This is a genomic window from Kitasatospora sp. NBC_01560, assembly GCF_045208415.1.
Classification (GTDB): domain Bacteria; phylum Actinomycetota; class Actinomycetes; order Streptomycetales; family Streptomycetaceae; genus Kitasatospora.
The window spans coordinates 3,868,596-3,893,570 of record NZ_CP109364.1 but is presented as its reverse complement, the minus strand read 5'-3'; the positions used below and the strand labels follow the sequence as shown (position 1 = coordinate 3,893,570).

The following is a 24,975-nucleotide window of genomic DNA, read 5'->3' as shown; positions in this document are numbered from 1 at the left end:
GGAAGGAGCGTGGCAGCCCGCTCGGGGTCTGGCCGCACTTTTGAACCGGTGCGTACGTGCCCACCGATCCTACCGTCCGGCCCCGCGGGCCCTTGGGGACCGTGGCCGCGGGGCCGCGCACTACGCTGTGCCCATGCCCCGCTTCAGCATCATCGTCCCGGTCCACAAGGTCCAGGAGTACCTCCCCGAGTGCCTCGACTCGGTGCTCGCCCAGGGCGGCCCGGACTTCGAACTGATCGCGGTGGACGACCGCTCCCCGGACGGCTGCGGGGCCCTGCTGGACGAGGCCGCCGCCGCCGACCCCCGGGTGCGGGTGCTGCACCTGCCGGAGAACGTCGGCCTCGGCCGGGCCCGCAACGCCGGCCTGGAGGTCGCCACCGGCGAGTACGTGATCTTCCTGGACAGCGACGACACGCTGACCCCGGGCCTGCTCAAGGCCGTCGACGTCCGGCTCGCCTCCGGCGGCGACCCGGACGTCCTGGTCTACGACTACGCCCGCACCTACGCCGACGGCCGGATCACCCGGGCCGCGTCGGCGCACGTCTTCGGCGCCGCCTCCCCGGAGGTCTTCGACCTCGACGCCCGGCCCGACCTGCTCGACCTGCTCCAGGTGGTCTGGAACAAGGCCTACCGGCGCGGCTTCCTCACCGGGCAGGGCCTCGCCTTCCCCGCCGGCTACTACGAGGACACCCCCTGGACGTACCCGGCGCTGCTCGCCGCCGGGAGCATCACCCTGCTCGACCAGGTCGGCGTGCACTACCGCCAGCGCCAGGAGGGCGGCAACATCCTCGCCACCCCCAGCCGCAAGCACTTCGACGTCTTCGCCCAGTACGACCTGGTCTTCGCCTTCCTGGACGGCCGCCCCGACCTCGACCGCTGGCGCCCGGTGGTCTACGGCCGGATGCTCCACCACCTCAACACCGTCGTCTCCAGGGCCGGCCGCGTCCCGCCCGGCGACCGCCGCGAGTACTTCCGCCGGGCCGCCGCGCACTGCGCCCGGCTGCGCCCGGCCGGCTACCGGCCGCCCGCCGGGGTGGACGGTGTGCGCACCGAGCTGCTCAGCCACGGCCGCTACGGCGCCTACCAGGCCGTGCGCGCGCTGGCCCGGGCCCGCCGGCTGGTGAAGCGCTGAACCCCGGCCGCGGCCGGGGAGCCTGACGGCCGTTCGGGCGACGGGCCGGTATAACCGGTCGGGTGGACTTCCTCACCCGCCTCCCGGTGATCGGCCCGATCGTGGCCCGGGTACTGCGCAGCCGCCCGTACCGCGTCTACCAGCACTTCACCGCCGCCCGCGGCAACCGGCTGGCCGGCGCGATCACGTTCTTCGGCTTCCTGGCACTCTTCCCGCTGCTCACCGTGGCGCTGGCGATCGCGGTCGCGACCCTCAGCGACAGCCGGGTCGCCGAGTTGCAGAAGAAGATCTCCGACCAGCTGCCGGGGATCTCCGACGCGCTCAACCTCTCCTCGCTGGTGGCCAACGCGGGCGCCGTCGGGCTGGTCAGCGGCGTGCTGCTGCTGATCTCCGGCCTCGGCTGGGTGGACACCATGCGCAGCTCGGTCCGGGACATCTGGCAGCTTCCGCCGGAGGACGGCAACCCGGTGCTCCGCAAGGCCTGGGACTGCCTGGTGCTCTGCGGGCTGGGCCTGGTCTCGCTGTTCTCGCTGGCCGCCTCCGCGGCCGGGACGACGCTGGCCGGCCGGATCGCCGACTGGATCGGCCTGGCCACCGGCGGCTACCTCTTCACCGCGGTCGGCCTGCTGATCGCGGTGGCCGCGGACACCCTGCTCTTCGCCTACCTGCTGGCGCCGTTCCCCGGGATCGGCGGCCAGCACCGGCGGGACGTGCTGCAGGGCGCGCTGATCGGCGCGGTCGGCTTCGAGCTGCTGAAGATCCTGCTCGCCTCCTACCTGGGCTCGGTCGCCGGGAAGAGCCTCTACGGGGCCTTCGGCGTGCCGGTGGCCCTGCTGCTCTGGATCAACTTCGTCTGCCGGCTGCTGATGTACTGCGTCTCCTGGACGGCCACCGCCGATCCGGCCGCCGCCCTCGACCGGGCCCGCGAACGCGCCCGGCAGATGGTGGCGGAGGCCGATGAGGAGGAGGCCGCGGCGCGGGCGGACGCACCGCGGGCCCGGCCCCAGGACTGAGGCCGGGCCCGCGGGCCGCTCGTGCTCCCGCTGCTGTTCCTGCTCAGGCCGTGCGGCCGCGCCTCCTGAGCAGGTGCCGCGCGCCCGCGCCGGCCACCGCCAGGGCGGCGGCGATCCCCAGCCAGCCGGCCGGGCCGAGCCCGTCGCCGCCGCCCGCGGCGGCGGTCGGGGCGGTCGGGGCCGCCGTCGGCGTCGGCGAGGGGTGCGGCGGCGGGGCGGGCACCCCGGCGTTGCCGCCGGCCTGTCCGGTCGGCGCAGGCTCGGTGCCGCCGGCCGGGGCCTCGTCCACCAGCCTGCCGACCGGCGTCACCTTGTCGGCCGCCGCGAAGCCCCAGTCGAGCAGTGCCGCCGTCTCGTCGTAGACCTTCTGGTACGTCGTCGGGTGCATGACCGTCACCAGCAGGGTGCGGCCGCCCCGTTCGGCAGCGCCGACGAAGGTCGAGCCGGCCTCGGTGGTGAAACCGTTCTTCACGCCGATCAGGCCCGGGTACTTGCCGAGCAGGCGGTCGGTGTTGGCGATCCCGAAGCTGCCGCGCTGGCCGCTGTTCTTGTCCACCGCACCGGGGAACATCGCGTCCCGGGTGGCGCAGTACATCCGGAAGTCCGGGTTCCGGAGCCCGGCCCGGGCGAACAGGGTGAGGTCGTAGGCGGAGGAGACCTGGCCCTCCATGTCGTAGCCGTCGGGCGAGACCACCTTGGTGTCCCGGGCCTGCAAGGCGGTGGCGCGGGCCTGCATCTCGGTGACGGTCTGCTGGATCCCGCCGTTCATGTGCGACAGGACGTGCACCGCGTCGTTGCCCGAGCTGAGGAACACCCCGCGCCAGAGGTCCTCGACCTTGTAGTCCAGGTCCTCCTTGATACCGACCAGACTGCTGCCGGCACCGATCCCCTGGATCTCGGCGTCCGCGACCCGGTGCACCAGGTTACGGTCGAACTTGGGCAGCACCGTGTCCGCGAAGAGGATCTTCAGCGTGCTGGCCGGGGCGAGCCGCCGGTGCGGGTTGCTGGACGCCAGCACGTCACCCGACGCGGCGTCGGCGACCACCCAGGACTGCCCGGTGAGGTCCCCCGGCAGTGCCGGTGCGCCGGCCAGCGGGGCCACCTGGACCCCGGAGAGCCCCATCCGCTCGCCGCCGATCGCGGCCGGCGGGGGAGGCGGCTCCTGCGGGGCTGCGACGGCCGCCGGGGCGGCGAGGAGGACCGGGACGGCCGCGGCGTACACGGCGAGCAGGTGTGCGAGCTCAGGACGTTTGGGCACCAGCAGACCGTACCCAGTCGGGGGGCCCGCCGTCCGCCCCGCCGGGCCACTCCTCCGCAGGAGGGGGCCGCCGTACGCCGAACGGCCGCCTGCGCATACTGGGAGCGCACGCCATCTTCACGCCACCGCCCGCCGAGGACCCCCCATGAAGCTCAGCCGCCGTACCTCCTGGTTCCTGACCGCCTTCGGGGTCTGGTCCATGATGATCTGGATCACCTTCGCCAAGAACCTCTGGAAGGACTCCGGCGGCCAGGCCTTCCTCGACGGCGACCACTCCCGGCCCACCGCCTTCTTCTGGGTCCACCTCCTGCTCGCCGTCACCTCCTTCCTCCTCGGCATCGCCGTCGGCTCGGTCGGCGTCCGCGGCCTCCGCGCGACCCGCCGCGAGCCGGCCACCGACTGAATCCCGTTGCCGCTGTCGGTCCCCCCTGGCAAGATCCTCGCCGTTCGAACACAAACGTGAGGGTGGGGATTTGAGCATGCGACACACACGTCATCGCCGGATCGGCGGCGTCGCCGTCGCGGCCCTGGCCGCGGGCCTGCTGGCGACGCCGGCGATGGCGGCCGGGCCGGGCCTCAGGGTGGCCAACCCGGGGGCCGATCCGGCGCCGAGGACTGTCACGGGCGCCCGTACCGACGCCTGTGACCGGACCACCGAGCCGGGCTGGATCGGCCGCACCGTCAGCGGGCCGGCCCTGCGGGCGGACGTCACCTCCGACACGACCGGCGACCTCTCCGGCCGCTTCGGCGTCTGGGACACCGCCAACCTCGACAGCACCGTCTTCAGCGGCACCGCGGCGGCGGCCTACCCCGGGACGGCCCGGATCAACGTGCCCGGCCTGGTGGACGGCCACAGCTACCAGTGGCGCGCCTGGGCGCTCCAGGGCCACCGGATCTCGCTGCCCACGCCGGACTGCCACTTCAAGGTCGACCTGACCTCGCCCACCGTCGCGATCACCTCGCCGGACTTCCCCCCGCAGGGCTCGACCAAGTACGCGGGCGACAAGGGCACCTTCGTCCTCAAGGGCGCCGACCCCGTCCCGGCCGGCGGGGAGGCCTCGGGCGTGGCGTGCTTCCGGTACGGCTGGAGCGACCTCGGGGTGGCCGACTGCACCGCCAAGGACGCGGTGAAGCCCGGCGCCGACGGCACGGCGGCGGTCAGCCTGAAGGTGCTGAACTGGGGCACCAACAGCCTCAACGTCCAGGTGATCGACACCGCGGGGAACGTCTCCGGGGGGTCGTACCAGTTCTACGCCCGGTCGAACCCGAACCCGCCGAGCACACTCGGGGACGTGGACGGCGACGCGGTGGCGGACATCCTGCTCCCCGACGCCCAGGGCAACCTGCAGTACCTGAGCGTCAACGCGGCCGACACCACGCCGAACGCCACCATTGCCGCCGGCTATTCACCCGCTCACGTGAGCTGGGGTCCCTACCAGGTGGCGCACCGGGGCTGGGGGCGGCACACGCCCACGGACGACCTGTTCATCCACAAGCCGGGCGAGGGGTACCTCAGCATCTACGACAACGAGGACTACGGGTCCTTCTCGGCGCTGATGTCGATCTCGACCTCGCGCGAGTGCGTGGAGACCGGCTGGACCACGGTGCCGTGCCCCGAGGGCTATGCCCGCGACTGGACCAAGGCCGACCAGCTCGTCGCGTTCGGCCCCGTGGCCGATGCCACCTCGCCGTCCCTGCTGACGCTCGAAGGCGGGGACCTCTGGCTGCAGACCGGCGACTTTGCCTACGGCTACGCGAAGGTCCGCCGGCTCACCACCACCGGTGCCTGGAACGGCTACGACCTGATCGCCCCCGGCCCCGACGCCGCCGGGAACCTCGCGCTGTGGGCACGCGAGCGGGCCACCGGCGCGCTGCACGCGTACCCCGTCCCGAAGCGGGCGGACGGCACCTTCGACTTCTCCGCCCTCACCGACCCCTCCGCCGGCGTGGTCGCGACCGGCTTCACGGTCGAGGCCTACCCGACGCTCGGCAGCTCGGGCGACGGGAACGGCGACGGGCAGCCGGACCTCTGGGCCGTCACGGCCGACCGGCACCTGCTGACGTACAGCGGCGTCACCGCGCCGAAGGACCTCGGCGCGCTGCGCTGAGCACGGCGAAGGCCCCCGCCGACCGGATGGGTCGGCGGGGGCCTTCGCGGTGTCAGGACGGGATCAGAAGCGGCGGGTGACCAGCGCCCGCTTCACTTCCTGGATCGCCTTGGTGACCTCGATGCCACGGGGGCAGGCCTCCGAGCAGTTGAAGGTGGTCCGGCAGCGCCAGACGCCCTCGCGGTCGTTCAGGATCTCCAGCCGCTGCTCCGCACCCTCGTCGCGCGAGTCGAAGATGAAGCGGTGCGCGTTGACGATCGCGGCCGGGCCGAAGTACTGGCCGTCGTTCCAGAAGACCGGGCAGGACGACGTGCACGCGGCGCACAGGATGCACTTGGTGGTGTCGTCGAAGCGCTCGCGGTCCTCGGCGGACTGCAGGCGCTCGCGCGTCGGGTCGTTCCCCTTGGTGATGAGGAACGGCATGACGTCCTTGTACGCCTGGAAGAACGGGTCCATGTCGACGACGAGGTCCTTGAGGACCGTGAGGCCCTTGATGGCCTCGATCGTGATCGGCTTCTCCGGGTTGACGTCCTTGATCAGGGTCTTGCACGCCAGCCGGTTGCGGCCGTTGATCCGCATGGCGTCGGAGCCGCAGATGCCGTGCGCGCAGGAACGGCGGTAGGTGAGGGTGCCGTCCTGCTCCCACTTGATCTTGTTGAGCGCGTCCAGGACGCGCTCCTTCGGGTCCAGGGTGAGCTGGTAGTCGACCCACACCGGGTCCGGGTGCTCCTCCGGGTTGAACCGGCGGATCCGGAAGGTGACGGTGATCAGGTCGACACCGCCCGCCTCGACCGCGTCCAGAGCGGCCGAGTGCTTCTCCACAGTCGGAGTGCTCATCAGTACTTACGCTCCATCGGCTGGTAGCGGGTCGTGACGACCGGCTTGTAGTCGAGGCGGATGGAGGTGGTGCCGTCCTCGGCAACCTCCTGGTACGCCATGGTGTGCTGCATGAACTTCACGTCGTCACGGGTCGGGAAGTCCTCGCGGTAGTGACCGCCGCGCGACTCCTCACGGGCCAGCGCGGAGACGGCCAGCACCTCGGCCAGGTCGAGCAGGTTGCCCAGCTCGACGGCCTCCAGCAGGTCCGTGTTGTAACGGAAGCCCTTGTCCTGGATGGAGACGTTCTTGTACCGCTCCCGCAGCGCGGCGATGTCCTCGACCGCCTGCTTCAGGGTGGCGCCGGTGCGGTAGACCATGGCGTTGGCGTCCATGGTCTCCTGAAGCTCCTTGCGGATCTGCGCAACGGACTCCGTGCCGGTGGACTCGCGCAGGCCGTCGACCAGCGCCTCGACCTTCTCGGCCGGGTTCTCGGGCAGCTCGGTGAAGCCCACCGTCTGCGCGTAGTCGGCGGCGGCGATGCCGGCCCGCTTGCCGAACACGTTGATGTCCAGCAGCGAGTTGGTGCCCAGGCGGTTGGCGCCGTGCACGGACACGCAGGCGACCTCGCCGGCCGCGTACAGGCCCGGGACGACGTCGGTGTTGTTGCGCAGGACCTCACCCTCGACGTTGGTCGGGATGCCGCCCATGGCGTAGTGCGCGGTGGGCTGGATCGGGATCGGGTCCGTGTAGGGCTCGATGCCGAGGTAGGTGCGCGCGAACTCGGTGATGTCCGGGAGCTTGGCGTCCAGCTGCTCCGGCGGCAGGTGGGTGAGGTCCAGGTAGACGTGGTCGCCGTCCGGACCGCAGCCGCGGCCTTCGCGGATCTCGGTGTAGATCGCGCGGGAGCAGACGTCACGGGACGCGAGGTCCTTCATGACGGGGGCGTAGCGCTCCATGAAGCGCTCGCCGTCCTTGTTGCGCAGGATGCCACCCTCGCCGCGGGCGCCCTCGGTGAGCAGGATGCCCATGCGCCAGATGCCCGTCGGGTGGAACTGGAAGAACTCCATGTCCTCCAGGGGCAGGCCGCGGCGGTACACCAGGGCCTGGCCGTCACCGGTGAGGGTATGGGCGTTGGAGGAGACCTTGAAGAACTTGCCGGTGCCGCCGGAGGCGAACACGACCGACTTGGCCTGGAAGACGTGGATCTCGCCGGTGGCCAGCTCGTAGGCGACGACACCGGCCGTCTTGCCCTCGTTGATCAGCAGGTCGAGGACGTAGAACTCGTTGAAGAACTCGACACCGTGCTTGACGCAGTTCTGGAACAGCGTCTGGAGGATCATGTGACCGGTGCGGTCCGCGGCGTAGCAGGACCGGCGGACCGGGGCCTCGCCGTGGTTGCGGGAGTGACCGCCGAAGCGGCGCTGGTCGATCCGGCCCTGCTCGGTGCGGGAGAAGGGCAGGCCCATCTTCTCCAGGTCGAGGACGGCGTCGATGGCCTCCTTGCACATGATCTCGGCGGCGTCCTGGTCGACCAGGTAGTCACCGCCCTTGACCGTGTCGAAGGTGTGCCACTCCCAGTTGTCCTCCTCGACGTTGGCGAGGGCGGCGCACATGCCGCCCTGGGCCGCGCCGGTGTGGGACCGGGTGGGGTAGAGCTTGGTGAGCACCGCGGTGCGGCTGCGCTGGGTCGACTCGATGGCCGCGCGCATGCCGGCGCCACCGGCGCCGACGATGACGGTGTCGTACTGGTGAATCTGCATGGGGGGTCTACTCGCCTCTGGCCTCTGCCGATTAAATGTTCGGGTCGAAGGTGAAGATCACCAGGGTGCCGAGCAGCACGGTGAAGACCGTGGCGGCACCCATGAGGCCCTTCAGCCAGAGCCGGGTGGAGTCCTTCTCGGCGTAGTCGTTGATGACCGTCCGCATGCCGTTGGCGCCGTGCAGCATGGCGAGCCAGAGCATCAGGAGGTCCCAGCCCTGCCAGAACGGCGAGGCCCAGCGGCCGGCCACGAAGGCGAAGCCGATCTTCGAGACGCCGCCGTCGAGCACCAGCATGATCAGCAGGTGGCCGAGGATCAGCACCACGAGGACGATGCCGGACAGGCGCATGAAGAGCCAGGCCAGCATCTCGAAGTTGGTGCGGGTGCGGCGCGGGGTCTTCTTGCTCCGCTGGCGGGCCGGCTCGATCACGAAGGCGTCGGCCGGGTTACCGGTCCCGAGGCCCTTGCCGGTGTGCGCCTGGGCGGAGGGGACCACCAGGGCGTCGGAGTATTCCGTCGACATGTCTCAGATCACTTCCCGAACCAGGTGGTCAGCGTGTGCTGAAGGATCGGGTAGAAGGCGCCGGCCATCAGGACGACCCACACCCCGACCACGGACCAGAGCATCTGCTTCTGGAACTTCGGGCCCTTCGACCAGAAGTCGACGGCGACGACCCGCAGGCCGTTGAGAGCGTGGAACAGGATGGCGGCCACCAGGCCGTACTCCATCAGGTTCACCAGGGGCGTCTTGTACGTCTGAATGACGGTGTCGTACGCCTCGGGCGACACCCGCACCAGTGCGGTGTCCAGGACATGGGCGAACAGGAAGAAGAAGATGAGGACGCCGGTGACTCGATGAGCCACCCAGCTCCACATGCCTTCCCGGCCGCGGTACAGCGTTCCAGCCGGCACGGAAAAACCCTCCGGAAGCGGATTGGGGGCTCGGCCGGCTTCGGTGTCGGTCAGCCCGGCCGGGTACGGTCCACCGGCCGCCAGCATCCTATCGACGCCGTCTGGGGAACCGCCTCCGGGGGGCCGAGGTGTGATCAATCAGGCACGACTGGCCTAGTACGGCGGGAACTGCGCCCGAAATACGCACGCAGGGTGACCGTTCGGTTGCGCTACGGTGGCGGCCCCTTCCGTGCCGACACCCTGCCGAGGCCCCCGTGCCGCTCCGCCCGCCCCGTCCGTCCGCCCCCGCCGTCGTCTGCGTCCTGCTGCTGGCGGCGGCGGGCTGCACCACGGTCGGCGGCTCCGCCGACCGGGCGGGGCCCGGGCGCGAGCTGTCCGCCGCCGAGCTGCGGGCCGCCGCGGTGGCCGACGCCGACCTCGGGCCCGGCTACACCGTGACGGTGATGACGCCGGGTCACGGCGAGACCGGCGCCGGCGGGGCCTGGGAGATCGTCGACGTGCCCGCCTGCCGGCCGTTGCTGGACGCGGTGACCCCGGCCGTCACGGCGGGCGCCGCCACGCCCTCGCCGGGTCCGGGGGGTGCGTACGCCGAGACCGATCTGAGCGTGGCGCGGGCGGCGGACCCGCGGGGCGGGGTGTACGGAGCACTGCTGGGGTACCGGTCCGGGCGGGCCGCGCAGCTCCAGGCGGAGCTGGAGACGCTGTTCGGCCCGTGCGCCTCCTTCACCTCCACGGCTCCGGCGCCGGCGTCGGACCGGGCCGGGAAGGGGGCGCGGACCAGGCACCGGCTGACCCGGGACGACACGCCCACGCCCGGGGGAGCCGACGGTGCGACCGGGTTCACCCTGACGAATGAATCGGGCGCGGTGGTGCTCTCGCAGCGTGCCGTGCTGGTGCGGGTCGGCCCGGCGCTGGTGGTTTTCACCACGGTGGGCGTCGGCGCGGAGCCGGCCGAGCTGCCGGACGAGCGGATCGTCCGGCAGCAGGTGACCAGGCTCCGCGCCGCGCAGGCGAGGAGGTGAGCCGGTTCAGCGGGCTCCGGCCTCCGAGTGGGTGGCGACCAGGTGCTCCAGGCGGGTGAGGGCGATCCGGCGCAGTTCGTCCGAGGCGATCAGCCGCTCCTCGTCCGGGTCGTTGGCCAGTCGGGTGCGGATCGAGGTGAGGACGGTGTCGAGCATCTCCTCGGGGGCGATGCCCTCCAGGCAGACCACGAACACGTGCCCGAACCGCGCCTCGTAGGCGGCGTGGGCCGCCCGGAGTGCGGTGTGGGCGGCCTGGCTGCCGGGTGCGCGCATGCCCAGGAGCGGCTGCGGCATCCAGCTCTCGTCCGCCAGTGCCTCGGCCAGGTCGGCCGGGCGCAGGTCGTAGGAGGCCTCGCTGGCCGCGGCCAGCAGGGACTCTATGTCGGGGTAGGGCCGGTGTGCGGTCAGCCTGAGTGCCCAGCGGTGGCTGCCGCAGCAGGCCAGCAGGGCCTCCTCGGCGGCGCCGGCGTCGGCCTCGTTGAAGCGGTGCAACCCGAGGAGGGTCGGCTCGGAGCTTGGGTCCAGCCGCTGTGGCGGGATGTCGCTGGCCAGCGGGTCCTCCTCGTGAGGGCGGGAAGGGGCCGGTGAAAGGGAGGGTGGAGCAGCTGAAGTATCGAGGCTGCGGGACGGCCTCCGGGGCCCGCCGGGCAGCGGGTCAACGGTAGTTGAGCAGTCATCAGTTGGGGAGGGCGCACGCGGAATTCATCCGATCGAGCTATCAAGTTGTGACGTTGACACCTCGGTGTCAGCGCCCTCCCCGTTCTCATCTGCTAATAACGCCGGCTCCTCAGGAGCAGCGCGTCCCGGCCGCGGGCATCGTCCCGTCGACCAGGTAGGCCGCCAGCGCGGTGTCGACGCAGGTGTTGCCCTTGCCGAACGCGCCGTGGCCCTCGCCGACCCGGGTCAGCAGGGTGGCGTTGGCGAAGCCCTTGGCCAGCGCCTCGGCGGAGGCGTACGGGGTGGCCGGGTCGCCGGTGGTGCCGACCACCAGGATCGGGGCGCTGCCCTCGGCCCGGACGGTGTGCGGCTGCTCCTTGGTCTTGAAGGGCCAGTAGGCGCAGCCGGCCTCGCTGAAGTCGTCCGCCGTGGCGCCCTTGGCGATCAGCGGGGCCTCGGCCAGGAGCTTGGCCACCGCCTGCTGGGCGCGCTCCGTGGTGGGGGCGGGCCGGGCGGCGTCGGCGCAGCTGATCGCGCCGTTCGCCTCCTCCATCGGGCTGTAGTGGCCGTTCTCGTCGCGGCCGTTGTAGTTGTCGGCGAAGGAGAGCAGCGGGTCCGCCTTGTGGCCGAGCATGGCCCAGCCGAGGCCGTTGCGCAGGTTCTGCCAGGCCACCTTCTCGTCGCCGTAGAGCATGCTGAGCGTGCCCGTCCAGGCGAGGTCGCGGCCGAGCTTGCGGCCGTCCTTCGCCGTCATCGGGTGGTCGTACAGGCCGTCCAGGAAGTCGGCGGCCTTCTGGGCGGCCTTGTCCGGGTCCTTGCCGAGCGGGCACTGGTCGGCGTGGTTCCGGACGCAGTCGGCGGCGAAGCGCTCGAAGGACTTCTCGAAGCCGATCTGCTGGTCGATGCCGTGGTCCAGCCGGTCCTGGGCGGGGTCGACGGCGCCGTCCAGGATGAGCCGGCCGGTGTTCTGCGGGAACTCCTCGGCGTAGAGCGCACCGAGGTAGGTGCCGTACGAGATGCCGAGGTAGTTGAGCTTCTTGTCGCCCGAGGCCGCGCGCAGCACGTCCAGGTCGCGGGCGGTGTTGCGGGTGCCGACGAAGGGCAGCAGCTTGCCGGACTTCGCCTGGCAGGCGGCGGCGTGCTCGGTGGAGCTCCTGACGTGCTCGGCCTTGCGGGCCTGCGGGTCCTGCGGGCTGTCGCGCTGGTTGGCCTCGTCGTGCTGCTTGTCGTCGTAGCAGAGCACCGGGGAGCTCTCGCCGGTGCCGCGCGGGTCGAAGCCGATCACGTCGAAGCGGTCGTGCAGGGCGCCGTCGTAGTCCTTGGCGCCGTACTTCACCATCTCGATGCCGGACCCGCCCGGGCCGCCCGGGTTGACCATCAGCGAGCCGAGCTTCTGGTCCGGCTTGCCGGCCGGCAGCTTGATCAGCGCGATGTCGAGCGCGTCGGTGGCGGGGTTGGCGTAGTCGAGCGGGACGTGCAGCTTGCCGCAGAGCATCCCGGAGATGTCGATCTTGGCCTTGGCGGCCTCGGGGTCGGCGGGGCAGGCGGCCCAGGCGATCTGCTGGCCGTAGAACGGCTTGAGCGCCGGGTCGTCGGCGCCGGTGGGCTTGGGCGTGGGGGTGGGGCTCGCCGTCGCGGTGGCCGTCGGTGCGGCGGGCGCCGGAGTGCCGAGCGCGTCCTGGGCGGGCTTGGCGGTGTCGTTGCAGGCGGAGACGAGGAGCAGGGTGCCGGCCGCGAGAGCGGTCAGCAGAAGCTGCGGGCGGGCGGCCCGGGAGGATCTCATCGCACGTGTGTACCACTGGCGGGTGACACGCTCGATCATGACCCCCCCCGGCCCACCCCCCGGACCGCCCGCCCGGCGGGTCAGGCCCGGTGCACCTTGTGGTTGGCGGCCTGGGCCCGCGGGCGCACCACCAGCAGGTCGATGTTGACGTGCGGCGGCCGGGTGACCGCCCAGGCGACGGTGTCCGCGACGTCGTCCGAGGTCAGCGGCTCGGCGACGCCCGCGTAGACGGCGGCCGCCTTCTCCTCGTCGCCGCGGAACCGGGTGACGGCGAAGCCCTCGGACTTCACCATGCCCGGCGCGATCTCGATCACCCGGATCGGCTCCCCGCAGAGCTCCAGCCGCAGCGTCGCCGCGATGGTGTGCGCGGCGTGCTTGGCCGCCACGTAGCCGCCGCCGCCCTCGTACGCGGCCAGCGCCGCGGTGGAGGAGAGCACCAGCACGGTGCCGTCGCCGCTCGCCCGCAGCGCCGGCAGCAGCGCCTGCGTCACGTGCAGCACGCCGAGCACGTTCACCTGGTACATCGCCAGCCAGTCGGCCGGGTCCGCGCTCTCCACCGGCTCCGCGCCGATCGCGCCGCCGGCGTTGTTGACCAGGACGTCCACCCGGCCGACCACGGCCGCGAAGGCGTCCACGGCGGGCCGGTCGGTGACGTCCAGCGGGTACGCCCGGCCGCCGATCTCCTTGGCCAGGGCCTCGATCCGATCGGCCCGCCGGGCGGTCAGCACCACGTCGAAGCCCTCGGCCGCGAGCCGGCGGGCGGTCGCCGCGCCGATCCCGCTGCTCGCACCGGTGACCACGGCCACCTTCTGCTCGCTCATTGCCACTCCTGAGTTGTCCGGTCGTTGTGCCGATCATCTCAATGGTGTCCGCCCGGCCCGGCGGCGCCCGGGGGCCGTCGCGCCCGAGGGCCCGGCCGCCGTCCGGTGGGCGGGCCGGGCGTTCCGGGTATGTCCTGGACTGCGGGGGGACGAGCCCACCGCCCCGCCGACCCCGCGGAGGACACCATGGCAGCCGAGCCGCGTCGCACCGAGTCGGGCCTCCCGGTCGAGCCGGTCTACGGCCCCGGGGCGCTCGACGGCTGGGATCCGCGGGAGCGGCTCGGCCGGCCCGGGGAGTACCCGTACACCCGGGGCATCCGGCCGACGATGTACACCGGCCGGCTGTGGACGATGCGCCAGTACGCCGGGTTCGGTACCGCCGCCGAGTCGAACGCCCGCTACCGGCAGCTGATCGAGGGCGGCGGCACCGGTCTCTCGGTGGCCTTCGACCTGCCCACCCAGATGGGCTACGACTCGGACGCCCGGCCCGCGGCCGGCGAGGTGGGCCGGGTCGGGGTGGCGATCGACAGCGTCGAGGACATGGGCGTGCTCTTCGAGGGCATCCCGCTGGGCGAGGTCTCCACCTCGATGACCATCAACGCGCCGGCCGCCCCGCTGCTGCTGCTCTACCAGCTGGTCGGTGAGTCCCGCGGGGTCGCGCCGGCCCGGCTGACCGGCACGGTGCAGAACGACGTGCTGAAGGAGTACATCGCCCGCGGTACCTACATCTTCCCGCCGAGGCCCTCGCTGCGGCTGGTCGCGGACGTGTTCCGGTACTGCCGGGCCGAGCTCCCGCGGTGGAACACCATCTCGATCTCCGGCTACCACATGGCCGAGGCCGGGGCGGATCCGGCGCAGGAGATCGCCTTCACCCTCGCCAACGCCGTCGAGTACGTGCGCACCGCCCTCGCGGCCGGCATGGCGGTGGACGACTTCGCGCCCCGGCTCTCCTTCTTCTTCGTGGCCCGCACCACGCTGCTGGAGGAGGTGGCCAAGTTCCGCGCCGCCCGGCGGATCTGGGCCCGCGTCATGCGCGAGGAGTTCGGCGCGCGGGATCCGCGCTCGCAGATGCTCCGCTTCCACACCCAGACCGCCGGCGTGCAGCTGACCGCGCAGCAGCCCGAGGTCAACCTGGTCCGGGTCGCGGTGCAGGCGCTCGCGGCGGTGCTCGGTGGCACCCAGTCGCTGCACACCAACAGCTTCGACGAGGCGATCGCCCTGCCCACCGAGAAGGCCGCCCGGCTGGCGCTGCGCACCCAGCAGGTGCTCGCCCACGAGACCGACGTGACCGCCACCGTCGACCCGTTCGCCGGCTCCTACGCGGTCGAGTCGCTGACCGACGGGCTGGAGGCCGCCGCCCTCGCCCTGATGGCCCGGATCGAGGAGCTGGGCGGTGCGGTGGCCGCGATCGAGGCGGGCCACCAGAAGGCCGCGATCGAGCGCACCGCCTACCGCGTCCAGCAGGAGACCGACTCCGGCGCGCGGACGGTGGTCGGCGTGAACCGCTTCCGGCTGGACGCCGAGGAGCCGTACCGGCCGCTCCGGGTGGATCCGGCGGTCGAGGCGCAGCAGGCCGGGCGGCTGGCCCGGCTGCGGGCCGAACGGGACTCCGCGGCGGTGGCCCGTTCGCTCGGCGCGCTGCGCCGGGCGGCCGCGGGGACGGACAACGTGCTGTACCCGATGAAGGAGGCGCTGGCCGCCCGGGCCACCCTCGGCGAGGTCTGCGACGCGCTGCGCGAGGTGTGGGGCACGTACACCGCCCGGGAGCGGTTCTGAGGGCCGGGGCGGCTCCGGGAGCAGGAGGGGCGGGGGCGGCCCTGAGGGGGCGTCAACCCGCTGCCGGCGCGGACCCGTGACCGCCGCGGCGGGCGGTCGTTGCACAGGGCACGCAACTTGGGGAAGGCGACTGAAACGAGATGTCATACCCACCTGCTCAGCCGGTATGCGCCCATCCGGGGACTTCTTTTCGGGAAGTCGGGCCAAATCCCCCCAACAGGCCTACCCTTGTTGAGATGAACCGTCCTGAGTCCGCCCAGTCGGCCGTCACGCTCACCCCTGCCCGCCCCGCCGCAGACCTGCGCGCCCGGGTCGGGGCACTGGAGCCCGAGCTGATCGCCTTCCGCCGCGATCTGCACCGGCATCCGGAGCTGGGCCGCCAGGAGTTCCGTACCACCGGCCTGCTGCGCGACCGTCTGACGGCCGCCGGGCTGGCCCCCCGGGTCCTGCCCGGCGGCACCGGCATGATCGTCGACATCGTCCCGGAGGGCACCCCGCGCGGCGCCGAGTTCCTGGCCTTCCGCGCCGACATCGACGCGCTGCCGATCGACGACGCCAAGGCCGACGTGCCCTACCGCTCGACCGTCCCGGGCCGGGCCCACGCCTGCGGCCACGACGTGCACACCTCGGTGGTGCTGGGGACGGCCCTCGTCCTGGCGGAGGCCGCCCGCACCGGTGAGCTGCGCCGGCCGGTCCGGCTGTTCTTCCAGCCGGCCGAGGAGGTCATGCCGGGCGGGGCGCTGGACGTGATCGACGCCGGCGGGATGGACGGGGTCGGCCGGATCTTCGCGGTGCACTGCGACCCCAGGGTGGAGGTGGGCCGGGTCGGGCTGCGGGCCGGTGCGATCACCTCGGCCTGCGACCGCCTGGTGCTCCACCTGGACGGCCCCGGCGGCCACACCGCCCGCCCGCACCTGACCACCGACCTGGTGACCGCGATCGCCCGGATGGCCGCCGACCTCCCGGCCGTGCTGGCCCGCCGGATGGACCCGCGCTGGGGCGTCAGCCTGGTCTGGGGCCGGATCGCCGCCGGCTCCGCCCCCAACGTCATCCCGCAGCACGCCGAGCTGGAGGGCACCGTGCGCTGCCTGGAGCTGGCCGGCTGGCGCGAGGCGCCGGACCAGCTGCACGAGCTGATCGCCAAGCTGGCCGAGACCTACCGGGCGAAGTGGACGCTCGACTACCACCGCGGGGTGCCGCCGGTGGTCAACGAGGCGGTCTCGGTGGCCCTGCTGGAGGCCGCCATGACGGCCCGGTTCGGCGGCGACGGCCGCGAGGTGGTGGAGGACACCGAGCAGAGCCTGGGCGGCGAGGACTTCTCCTGGTACCTGGAGCACGCCCCCGGGGCGCTGGCCCGGCTGGGCGTCCGGCCCCCCGGGGACACCACGGTGCGCGACCTGCACCAGGGCCGCTTCGACGTGGACGAGCGGGCGATCGGGATCGGCGTGGAGCTCTTCGCGGCCCTGGCGCTGGACGCGGGGCAGGGGCCCGTCGCGCAGGGGGCGTAGCCCGGTCCGTGATGCCCGGATTGGCGGGAATCCTGTCTTTTTGCCCGGTTGCGTAAACTGGGCGGGGCCAGTTGCAGTCACCGTCCGCGCACGGCAAAGGAGCGTCGGGAGGGCCGTGAGACCACGGTTTGATAACAACCCGAATGCTCCGGCGGCCCGTAATACAACCGTGTTCTACGCGCGTTACGGTGGCGTCCGACCACGCTAATCGGGTGCGTGTGAGAAGGAGATACTCCCTTGCGCCGTTCTATTAAGCTCGCCGCGGTTGTGCTCTCGGGTTCCCTGGGCATGGCCTCGCTCGCCGCTTGCGGCGCAAAGAGCAACGACACCACCGCTTCTGCCGGTGCCTCTGAGGGCAGCCTCAAGGTCGGCATGGCGTACGACATCGGCGGTCGTGGCGACCAGTCGTTCAACGACTCCGCCGCCCGCGGCCTCGACAAGGCGAAGGCCGACCTCGGCGTCGCCGTCACCGAGGCCGACGCCAAGACCGGCGAGGCCGAGGCCGACAAGGAGACCCGGCTCAAGAACCTGGTCACCGCCGGTTACAGCCCGATCATCGCGGTCGGGTTCGTCTACCAGGACGCGGTCAACAAGATCGCCAAGGAGAACCCGAACACCAAGTTCGCGATCATCGACTCGGCCTCCGACGCCCAGCCGACCAACGTCACCTCGCTGACGTTCTCGGAGCAGGAGGGCTCGTACCTGGCCGGCGTCGCCGCCGCGCTCAAGACCAAGACGAAGCACATCGGCTTCATCGGTGGCGTGCAGACCGAGCTGATCAAGAAGTTCGAGGCCGGTTACAAGGCCGGCGCGAAGTCCATCACCCCGGACATCGCGATCGAGACCACCTACCTCACCACGCCCCCGGACTTCTCCGGCTTCAACTCGCCCGACAAGGGCAAGGAGGCCGCGCAGGGCCAGCTCGACAAGGGCGCGGACGTCATCTACACCGCCGCCGGCTCCTCCGGCAACGGTGCCATCGAGGCCGTCGCCAACAAGGCGGGCGCCCTCGCGATCGGCGTCGACTCCGACCAGGCCGCCCAGCCGGCCCTGGCGAAGTACAAGAACAGCATCCTGACCTCGATGGTGAAGAACGTCGACAAGGCCGTCTTCGCCTACATCGAGTCGGCCAAGAAGGGCAACGTCTTCACCGGTGTGAAGAACTTCGACCTGAAGGCCGACGGCGTCTCGCTCGCCACCACCGGCGGCAAGATCGACGACATCCAGGGCAAGCTGAACGACGCGGCCACCGCCATCAAGAGCGGCGCCACCACCGTCCCGACCGCTCCGTAAGGCGCGTCCGGACGTCGCTGCCGCTGCCACCTGTCCGGCAGCGCAATGATTGACACAGCATCAGGGAGGGGCCCGGCAGGGTGCGCTCAGTGCGTACCCCCGGGCCCCGTCCCGTACCCCACCGTTTTTTCTTGGCCCTCCAGCGCAACGACGCGCCTCCAGACCACCAGGAGATCGCCATCACCGCATCCGACCCCGCCCTCAGCAAGGGCGGTACCCCCAGCGCGGGGACGGCGACACCGGCCGTCGTACTGCGTGGCATCACCAAGCGCTTCCCCGGCGTCGTGGCCAACCACGACATCAACCTCACCGTCCGCACCGGCACCGTCCACGCGCTCATGGGTGAGAACGGCGCCGGCAAGTCGACGCTGATGAAGATCCTCTACGGCATGCAGAAGCCGGACGAGGGCACCATCGCGATCAACGGCGAGCTGTGCGAGTTCAACACCCCGGGCGACGCCATCGAGCGCGGCATCGGCATGGTGCACCAGCACTTCATGCTCGCGGACAACCTGACCGTCTGGGAGAACGTCGTCCTCGGCGGCGAGAAGCTCCACGGCATCGGTGCCCGGGCGAAGGCGAAGATCAAGGAGATCTCCGACCAGTACGGCCTGGGCGTGCGCCCGGACGCCCTGGTCGAGGACCTCGGTGTGGCCGACCGCCAGCGCGTCGAGATCCTCAAGGTGCTCTACCGGGGCGCCAAGATCCTGATCCTCGACGAGCCCACCGCGGTGCTCGTCCCGCAGGAGGTCGACGCGCTCTTCGACAACCTGCGCGAGCTCAAGTCCGAGGGCGTCACCGTCATCTTCATCTCGCACAAGCTGCACGAGGTGCTCTCGGTGGCGGACGCGATCAGCGTCATCCGGCGCGGCACCACGGTCGGCGACGCCGACCCGGGCAACGTGACCGCGCGCCAGCTCGCCGAGATGATGGTCGGCGCCGAGCTGCCCTCCCCGGAGAGCCGCGAGTCCACCGTCACCACCGACGAGATGCTGGACGTCCGGGACCTGCGGATCGCCAAGACCGATGCCGAGGGCATCGAGCGCGTGGTGCTGGACGACATCTCGCTGCGCATCCACCGGGGCGAGATCCTCGGCATCGCCGGCGTCGAGGGCAACGGCCAGGCCGAACTGGTCGAGGCCATCATGGGCATGCTGCCGCTGGACGGCGGTACCGTCACCCTCGACGGCAAGGACCTCTCGGGCACCCTCACCCGGGCCCGGCGCGAGGCCGGCATCGGCTACATCCCCGAGGACCGCCACCGGCACGGCCTGCTGCTGGAGGCCCCGCTCTGGGAGAACCGGATCCTCGGCCACGTCACCGAGACCCCGAACTCCAAGGGCATCCTGCTCGACCCGGCCGGCGCCCGCAAGGACACCCAGCGGATCGTCGAGCAGTACGACGTCCGCACCCCCGGCATCGAGGTCACCGCGGCGTCGCTCTCCGGCGGCAACCAGCAGAAGCTGATCATCGGCCGCGAGATGAGCCACCAGCCCAAGCTGCTGATCGCCGCCCACCCGACCCGCGGTGTGGACGTCGGCGCGCAGGCGCAGATCTGGGAGCACATCCGGGTCGCCCAGCGGGCCGGCCTGGCCGTCCTGCTGATCTCCGCCGACCTGGACGAGCTGATCGGCCTCTCCGACACCATCCGGGTGATCTACCGCGGCCGCCTGGTCGCCGACGCCGACCCGGCCACCGTCACCGCCGAGGACCTGGGCACCGCGATGACCGGTGCGGCCCGCGGCCACATCGAGTCCGACGCCGACGCCGTGGAGGAGTTCCACGCGCTCAAGGCGGAGGGTACCGAGGCTGCCGCACCCGGGGACGGCACCTCGTCCGACACCCCCACCGACACCGCCGACCCGCAGGCGGGGGAGTAGCCACATGACCAGTCCCAACCCCGCCGCCAAGCCCAGCCAGGCGAAGCGGTTCGACGGCGAGAAGATCGTGCTCGCCCTTGCCGCACCGGTGCTCGCCGTGGTGCTGTCCGTGGCGATCTGCTCGGTGCTCCTGGCGACCTCCGGCAAGAACCCGTTCGAGGCGTGGAACGTGATGATCACGTACGCCACCAAGTCGGACGGCCAGGTGGCCATCCTCAACCGGTCCACCACGTACTACCTGGCCGCCGCGGCCGCCGCCTTCGGCTTCCGGATGAACCTCTTCAACATCGGTGTCGAGGGCCAGTACAAGCTCGCGGCGCTGTTCGCGGCGTTCGTCGGCAGCCGGCTCGACCTGCCGTCCTTCATCCAGATCCCGCTGCTGCTGATCACCGCCATGCTGGTCGGTGGCCTGTACGCGAGCATCGCCGGTCTGCTGAAGGTCTTCCGCGGCGTCAGCGAGGTCATCTCGACCATCATGCTGAACGCCATCGCGATCGCGATCGTCGGTCTGCTGCTCGTCCCCGGCATCTTCGCGCCGGAGAAGGGCACGACCAGCAACTCGATCCAGACCTCCCCGGTCTCGGAGTCCAGCCACTTCTTCGCGATCAACACCGACGGCGGGCCGCTCTACGGCTTCCTCTTCATCGCGATCCTGGTCGGCGTGGCCTTCCAGTTCACCCTGACCCGCACCCGCTTCGGCTTCGACCTGCGCGCCACCGGCCGCTCGGAGACCGCGGCCACCGCGTCCGGCGTGAACGTCAAGCGCATGGTCGTCACCTCGATGGTGGTGTCCGGCGCGCTGGCCGGCCTGATCGGCCTGCCCGAGCTGCTGCAGAACTCGTACAACTTCGGCCAGAGCTTCCAGGGTGGCCTCGGCTTCCTCGGTATCTCGGTCGCGCTGCTGGGCCGCAACAGCCCGATCGGCATGGCCTTCGCCGCGGTGCTGTTCGCCTTCCTGGACGCCACCGGCTCGCAGCTGCCGCTGCCGCAGAACGGCGGCTTCCCGTTCGAGATCGTCCCGGTCATGCAGGGCACCATCGTCATCTGCGTCGTCGTCGCCTACGAGCTGGTGCGCCGTTACGGCCTCAAGCGCCAGCAGCAGAAGGTCGGCGCCGAGCTCGCCGCCCTGGCCGCGGCCGCCAACGAGAAGAAGGAGGTGTCCGCATGAGCACGGCCACCGCTGCCCGCGCGAAGGCGCCGGGCGCTCCCGCCAAGAAGCGCAAGATGTCCTGGCCGGTGGTGCTGCTGCTGATCGCGGGCGCCCTCGTCCTCTTCTCCGCCGTGGGCATGGCCACCGGCAACCACTCGCTGACCTCCTCCGGGCAGGTCACCGCCGCGCTCAGCGCCGCCGTGCCGATCGGCATGGCCGGTCTGGGCGGTCTCTGGTCCGAGCGGGCCGGCGTGGTCAACATCGGCCTCGAAGGCATGATGGTCGCCGGCACCTTCTGCGGCGCCTGGGGCGGCTACCTGGTCAGCCCCTGGTTCGGCCTGGTGGCCGGCATGCTCGGCGGCGCGCTCGGCGGTCTGCTGCACGCCGTGATCACGGTGACCTTCGGCGTCGACCACATCGTCTCCGGCGTCGGCGTCAACCTGCTGATCCCCGGCATCTGCGCGTACGTCAACCGGATCTACTACAAGGACTACATCTCCGTCGGTGCCGGGGCGAACCAGTCCCCGCCGGCCGATCCGCTGCCGTACATCACGATCCCCGGCCTCTCCTCCGGGCTGAAGGACATCGAACTCCACCACTGGTTCCTGGTCTCCGACGTGGCCGGTGTGCTCGGCGGCCTCGTCACCAACATCTCGGTGGTCGTGCTGCTGGCCGGCGCGCTGATCGTGGTCAGCTACTTCGCGCTCTGGCGCACCGTGTTCGGCCTGCGCCTGCGCTCCTGCGGCGAGAACCCGACCGCGGCGGAGTCCCTGGGCGTCAACGTCTACAAGTACAAGTACTACGCGGTCATCGCCTCCGGCGCCTTCGCGGGCCTCGGCGGGGCGTACCTCTCGCTGGTCGCGGCGCACTTCTACAAGGACGGCCAGACCAACGGCCGGGGCTTCATCGGCCTCGCCGCGATGATCTTCGGCAACTGGATGCCCGGCGGCCTGGCCATGGGTGCGGGCCTGTTCGGCTTCACCGACAGCCTCCAGCTGCGCGACCCGGAGTCGGTGCACGTGCTGATCCTGGTCGTCGCCATCGCGATGTTCCTGCTGGCGCTCTGGCACCTGTACCGCCGCAAGCTGACCTCCGCGGCGATCACCTTCGTGGTCTCCGGCGGCCTGTTCGCCTGGTACGCGACCACCGACGAGGTCCAGCGCCCGCTGATCGTCGCGACGCCGTACGTGATCACCCTGGTGGTGCTCGCGCTGGCCTCGCAGCGGCTGCGGCCGCCGAAGGCCGACGGCCAGATCTACCGCAAGGGCCAGGGCAAGTGACCGCCGCGGCCCCGGAGGTCGACTGGGCGGCGCTGCGCGAGGCGGCGCGCGAGGCGATGACCCACGCCTACGCCCCGTACAGCAAGTTCCCGGTCGGCGCGGCGGCCCTGGTGGCCGACGGCCGGGTGGTCACCGGCTGCAACGTGGAGAACGCCTCGTACGGGCTCGCCCTCTGCGCCGAGTGCGGCCTGGTCTCCGCGCTGCACGCCGGCGGTGGCGGCCGGCTGACCGCGTTCACCTGCGTGGACGGGGCCGGCGAGCTGCTGATGCCGTGCGGCCGCTGCCGCCAGCTGCTGTACGAGCACGGCGGTCCGGACCTGCTGATCGAGCTGCCGTCCGGCGTGAAGCCGATGAGTGAGGTCCTGCCCGACGCGTTCGGGCCGGAGCGGCTCTAGGATCTGGTATTTCCGTTTGTTACGCGCGTAGAGTGTCGCGAGTGGGGCCGTGATCCGGCCGGCTCGCGACACTCTTCGTTTTTTGAAACCCCCTCCGGTTAGCAATGGAGCAGCCATGGACGCCATCTCCGTCATCAGGACCAAGCGCGACCGCGGCGAGCTGAGCGACGCTCAGATCGACTGGGTCATCGACGCCTACACCCGTGGTGAGGTGGCCGACGAGCAGATGTCCGCCCTCGCCATGTCGATCCTGCTCAACGGCATGAACCTGCGCGAGATCAGCCGCTGGACCGACGCGATGATCCGCTCCGGCGTCCGGATGGACTTCTCCTCGCTCGCCCAGCCCACCAGCGACAAGCACTCCACCGGCGGCGTCGGCGACAAGATCACCCTGCCGCTCGCCCCGCTCGTCGCCGCCTGCGGCGCGGCCGTCCCGCAGCTCTCCGGCCGCGGCCTCGGCCACACCGGCGGCACCCTGGACAAGCTGGAGTCCATCCCCGGCTGGCGCGCGCTGCTCTCCAACGACGAGATGATGAAGGTGCTGCACGACGCCGGCGCCGTCATCTGTGCGGCCGGCGACGGCCTCGCCCCCGCCGACAAGAAGCTCTACGCGCTGCGTGACGTCACCGGCACGGTCGAGGCGATCCCGCTGATCGCCTCCTCGATCATGTCCAAGAAGATCGCCGAGGGCACCGGCGCGCTCGTCCTGGACGTGAAGGTCGGCTCCGGCGCCTTCATGAAGAACCTCGACAACGCCCGCGAGCTGGCCCGCACCATGGTCGGCCTCGGCACCGCGGCCGGCGTCAACACCGTCGCCCTGCTCACCGACATGTCCACCCCGCTCGGCCTCACCGCGGGCAACGCCCTGGAGGTCCGCGAGTCGGTCGAGGTGCTGGCCGGCGGCGGCCCCGCCGACGTCGTCGAGCTCACCCTCGCCCTGGCCCGCGAGATGCTCGCCGCGGCCGGCGTCCACGGCAAGGACCCGGCCGACGCCCTGCGCGACGGCTCCGCGATGGACCACTGGCGCCGGATGATCTCCGCCCAGGGCGGCGACGTCGACGCCCCGCTGCCCGTCGCCCGCGAGCAGCACGTCATCCCCGCCCCGGCGTCGGGCGTGCTCACCACGCTGGACGCGTACGCGATCGGCGTCGCCGCCTGGCGCCTCGGCGCCGGCCGCGCCCGCAAGGAGGACCCGGTGCAGGCCGGCGCCGGCGTCGAGATGCACGCCAAGCCGGGCGACACCGTGGTGGCCGGCCAGCCGCTGCTGACCCTGCACACGGACACCCCCGAGCGCTACGACTACGCCATCGAGGCGCTGGCCGGCGGCATCGAGGTCTCCCCGGCGGGCACCGCGTTCACCCCGAACCCGATCGTGCTCGACCGCATCGCGTAACGGCTTGCGGGCTGCTCATGTGTGCCGGGTCAGGCATACATGAGCAGCCCGCTGGTGTCGAGCGTCCAGGGACCGACGGCGATCGTGTCGCCGAAGGCGAACTCCCTGCGGGACGTGCAGCCGGGCTCGTCGTGGACGATCCCGGTGCCCTTGCGCGGGTCCACGAGCAGGTAGAGCGGGATGCCCATCGCCGAGTAGTCACGGACCTTGCCGCGGTAGTCGTTCTCGGGATTCGACTTGGAGCAGCCGTCACCGGCCGGCGGCGAGGGCGATCTTGAGGAACTCCTCCGGTGCCTCGTGGATCAGGTCGTGGCCGACCGGCAGGGAGTGCACCGTCCAGGAGGGGTCGTCGCGCAGGCGGTCGAAGGTCTCCAGCAGCGGGCTGTCCTCGAAGCGCTCGGCGTGGATGTACGTGCGGTTGGCGACGCCGTGGACCGCGCCCGTGAGCGCGATCGGCTGCAGCAGGCTGGCCGTCGGGTGGACGGTCGCCCGCGGGTCGAGGGCGGGGTTCGAGCCGACCACGGTGGTGCCGCCGCCCGCCGCCGCGCCCGCCAGGTAGCGCTGCTTCCAGACGTCGTTGACGATCCGGTACGCCGACTCGCCGTCGCGCGGCACGAAGGCGTCCGCGTACACCAGCGCGCCGACCCGCTCCGGGGCCCGGTCGGCCGCGCCCGTGACGACCATCCCGCCGTAGCTGTGCCCGATCAGCACCACGTCGGTGAGCTGCTCGGCCTCCAGGGTGGCCAGCACGTCCTGGATGTGGGTGTCCAGATCGACCGCCGCGTGGTTCAGGTGGCCCCGCTCGCTCACGCCGGTCAGCGTCAGCGGGTACACCTCGTGGCCGGCGGCCCGCAGCCCCTCGGTGAGCGGGCGGTACCACCAGGCGCCGTGCAGCATGCCGGGGACGAGGACGTACGTGGCCATGATCGGTTCCTCTGGTCGTTCGGGCGGGACGAGAGGAAACTACGGCGGATACCTGACACCCGGCGTCAGGTATTCACGGCGAATGCCGAGG

22 protein-coding genes and 1 pseudogene are annotated in these 24,975 nt (G+C 71.7%); 13 read left to right on the top strand and 10 right to left on the bottom strand.

The features are described 5' to 3' along the window. Positions 1-133 precede the first annotated feature (133 nt). Positions 134-1,132, top strand: coding sequence for a glycosyltransferase family 2 protein (locus tag OH807_RS16750; RefSeq protein ID WP_406199354.1), 999 nt, complete (start codon positions 134-136; stop codon positions 1,130-1,132). 62 nt (positions 1,133-1,194) lie between these two features. Continuing rightward, positions 1,195-2,145 (top strand): YihY/virulence factor BrkB family protein, encoded by a 951-nt coding sequence (locus OH807_RS16745; protein ID WP_406199352.1) that lies wholly within the window; start codon positions 1,195-1,197, stop codon positions 2,143-2,145. A 43-nt stretch (positions 2,146-2,188) separates the two neighbouring features. Here the strand turns inward: OH807_RS16745 and OH807_RS16740 are convergent, their stop codons facing one another. Then, entirely contained in the window at positions 2,189-3,403 is a 1,215-nt protein-coding gene (locus OH807_RS16740; protein ID WP_406199349.1) for a D-alanyl-D-alanine carboxypeptidase family protein, read from the bottom strand. A 145-nt stretch (positions 3,404-3,548) separates the two neighbouring features. Here OH807_RS16740 and OH807_RS16735 point away from each other — a divergent pair, with 145 nt between their 5' ends. Both OH807_RS16735 and OH807_RS16730 read left to right on the top strand, forming a co-directional pair. Next, the gene (locus OH807_RS16735; RefSeq protein WP_406199348.1) at positions 3,549-3,806 is read left to right on the top strand and encodes an SCO4848 family membrane protein; all 258 of its coding nucleotides are present in this window, start codon (positions 3,549-3,551) and stop codon (positions 3,804-3,806) included. Between the two features lie 76 nt (positions 3,807-3,882). Next, a complete protein-coding gene (locus tag OH807_RS16730) occupies positions 3,883-5,511 on the top strand; it encodes a hypothetical protein (protein ID WP_406199346.1) in 1,629 nt (542 codons plus the stop codon). Positions 5,512-5,574: 63 nt separating this feature from the next. Here the strand turns inward: OH807_RS16730 and OH807_RS16725 are convergent, their stop codons facing one another. Genes OH807_RS16725 through sdhC form a run of 4 tightly spaced genes read right to left on the bottom strand, consistent with a single transcriptional unit; the run spans position 5,575 to position 9,002 of the window. Further along, positions 5,575-6,348, bottom strand: coding sequence for a succinate dehydrogenase iron-sulfur subunit (locus OH807_RS16725; RefSeq protein WP_406199343.1), 774 nt, complete (start codon positions 6,346-6,348; stop codon positions 5,575-5,577). Continuing rightward, entirely contained in the window at positions 6,348-8,090 is a 1,743-nt protein-coding gene (gene sdhA, locus OH807_RS16720; protein ID WP_406199341.1) for a succinate dehydrogenase flavoprotein subunit, read from the bottom strand. The genes OH807_RS16725 and sdhA overlap by 1 nt, the downstream gene beginning before the upstream one ends. A 31-nt stretch (positions 8,091-8,121) precedes the next feature. Next, positions 8,122-8,613 carry a succinate dehydrogenase hydrophobic membrane anchor subunit gene (locus OH807_RS16715; protein WP_406199339.1) on the bottom strand — a complete coding sequence of 164 codons (492 nt, stop codon included), beginning with the start codon at positions 8,611-8,613 and terminating at the stop codon, positions 8,122-8,124. Between the two features lie 8 nt (positions 8,614-8,621). Then, positions 8,622-9,002, bottom strand: a complete 381-nt coding sequence (gene sdhC, locus OH807_RS16710; protein ID WP_406199337.1) for a succinate dehydrogenase, cytochrome b556 subunit — start codon at positions 9,000-9,002, stop codon at positions 8,622-8,624. 254 nt (positions 9,003-9,256) lie between these two features. Between sdhC and OH807_RS16705 the strand changes: the two genes are divergently transcribed. Further along, entirely contained in the window at positions 9,257-10,024 is a 768-nt protein-coding gene (locus OH807_RS16705) for a hypothetical protein (RefSeq protein WP_406199336.1), read from the top strand. Between the two features lie 6 nt (positions 10,025-10,030). Here OH807_RS16705 and OH807_RS16700 read toward each other — a convergent pair whose 3' ends face one another. The 3 genes from OH807_RS16700 to OH807_RS16690 form a co-directional block, all read right to left on the bottom strand. After that, positions 10,031-10,516: a 2-oxo-4-hydroxy-4-carboxy-5-ureidoimidazoline decarboxylase gene (locus OH807_RS16700; RefSeq protein WP_406199333.1), complete on the bottom strand. Its 486-nt coding sequence runs from the start codon at positions 10,514-10,516 to the stop codon at positions 10,031-10,033. A 295-nt stretch (positions 10,517-10,811) separates the two neighbouring features. Next, the gene (locus OH807_RS16695; protein WP_406199331.1) at positions 10,812-12,464 is read right to left on the bottom strand and encodes an alpha/beta hydrolase; all 1,653 of its coding nucleotides are present in this window, start codon (positions 12,462-12,464) and stop codon (positions 10,812-10,814) included. Positions 12,465-12,544: 80 nt separating this feature from the next. Beyond that, positions 12,545-13,285 (bottom strand): SDR family oxidoreductase, encoded by a 741-nt coding sequence (locus tag OH807_RS16690; protein ID WP_406199329.1) that lies wholly within the window; start codon positions 13,283-13,285, stop codon positions 12,545-12,547. A 186-nt stretch (positions 13,286-13,471) separates the two neighbouring features. On the opposite strand from OH807_RS16690, the gene OH807_RS16685 reads away from it, so the two are divergent. From OH807_RS16685 to OH807_RS16650, 8 genes are all read left to right on the top strand, one after another. Continuing rightward, a complete protein-coding gene (locus OH807_RS16685) occupies positions 13,472-15,061 on the top strand; it encodes a methylmalonyl-CoA mutase (protein ID WP_406199326.1) in 1,590 nt (529 codons plus the stop codon). Between the two features lie 236 nt (positions 15,062-15,297). Then, positions 15,298-16,569 (top strand): amidohydrolase, encoded by a 1,272-nt coding sequence (locus OH807_RS16680; protein WP_406199323.1) that lies wholly within the window; start codon positions 15,298-15,300, stop codon positions 16,567-16,569. 237 nt (positions 16,570-16,806) lie between these two features. Further along, positions 16,807-17,862 (top strand): BMP family protein, encoded by a 1,056-nt coding sequence (locus OH807_RS16675; protein ID WP_406199321.1) that lies wholly within the window; start codon positions 16,807-16,809, stop codon positions 17,860-17,862. Between the two features lie 131 nt (positions 17,863-17,993). Continuing rightward, entirely contained in the window at positions 17,994-19,742 is a 1,749-nt protein-coding gene (locus OH807_RS16670; protein WP_406199319.1) for an ABC transporter ATP-binding protein, read from the top strand. Between the two features lie 4 nt (positions 19,743-19,746). Further along, positions 19,747-20,910 carry an ABC transporter permease gene (locus tag OH807_RS16665; protein WP_406199317.1) on the top strand — a complete coding sequence of 388 codons (1,164 nt, stop codon included), beginning with the start codon at positions 19,747-19,749 and terminating at the stop codon, positions 20,908-20,910. Next, entirely contained in the window at positions 20,907-22,172 is a 1,266-nt protein-coding gene (locus OH807_RS16660) for an ABC transporter permease (RefSeq protein ID WP_406199314.1), read from the top strand. Before OH807_RS16665 ends, OH807_RS16660 begins: the two co-directional genes overlap by 4 nt. Further along, a complete protein-coding gene (locus OH807_RS16655; protein ID WP_406199312.1) occupies positions 22,169-22,567 on the top strand; it encodes a cytidine deaminase in 399 nt (132 codons plus the stop codon). The genes OH807_RS16660 and OH807_RS16655 overlap by 4 nt, the downstream gene beginning before the upstream one ends. 115 nt (positions 22,568-22,682) lie before the next feature. After that, a complete protein-coding gene (locus OH807_RS16650) occupies positions 22,683-23,960 on the top strand; it encodes a thymidine phosphorylase (RefSeq protein WP_406199310.1) in 1,278 nt (425 codons plus the stop codon). A 29-nt stretch (positions 23,961-23,989) separates the two neighbouring features. Here OH807_RS16650 and OH807_RS16645 read toward each other — a convergent pair. Both OH807_RS16645 and OH807_RS16640 read right to left on the bottom strand, forming a co-directional pair. Continuing rightward, positions 23,990-24,184, bottom strand: a pseudogene (locus OH807_RS16645) (Uma2 family endonuclease); the annotation flags it as partial. Between the two features lie 25 nt (positions 24,185-24,209). Further along, the gene (locus OH807_RS16640; protein WP_406199307.1) at positions 24,210-24,884 is read right to left on the bottom strand and encodes an alpha/beta fold hydrolase; all 675 of its coding nucleotides are present in this window, start codon (positions 24,882-24,884) and stop codon (positions 24,210-24,212) included. Positions 24,885-24,975 lie beyond the last annotated feature (91 nt).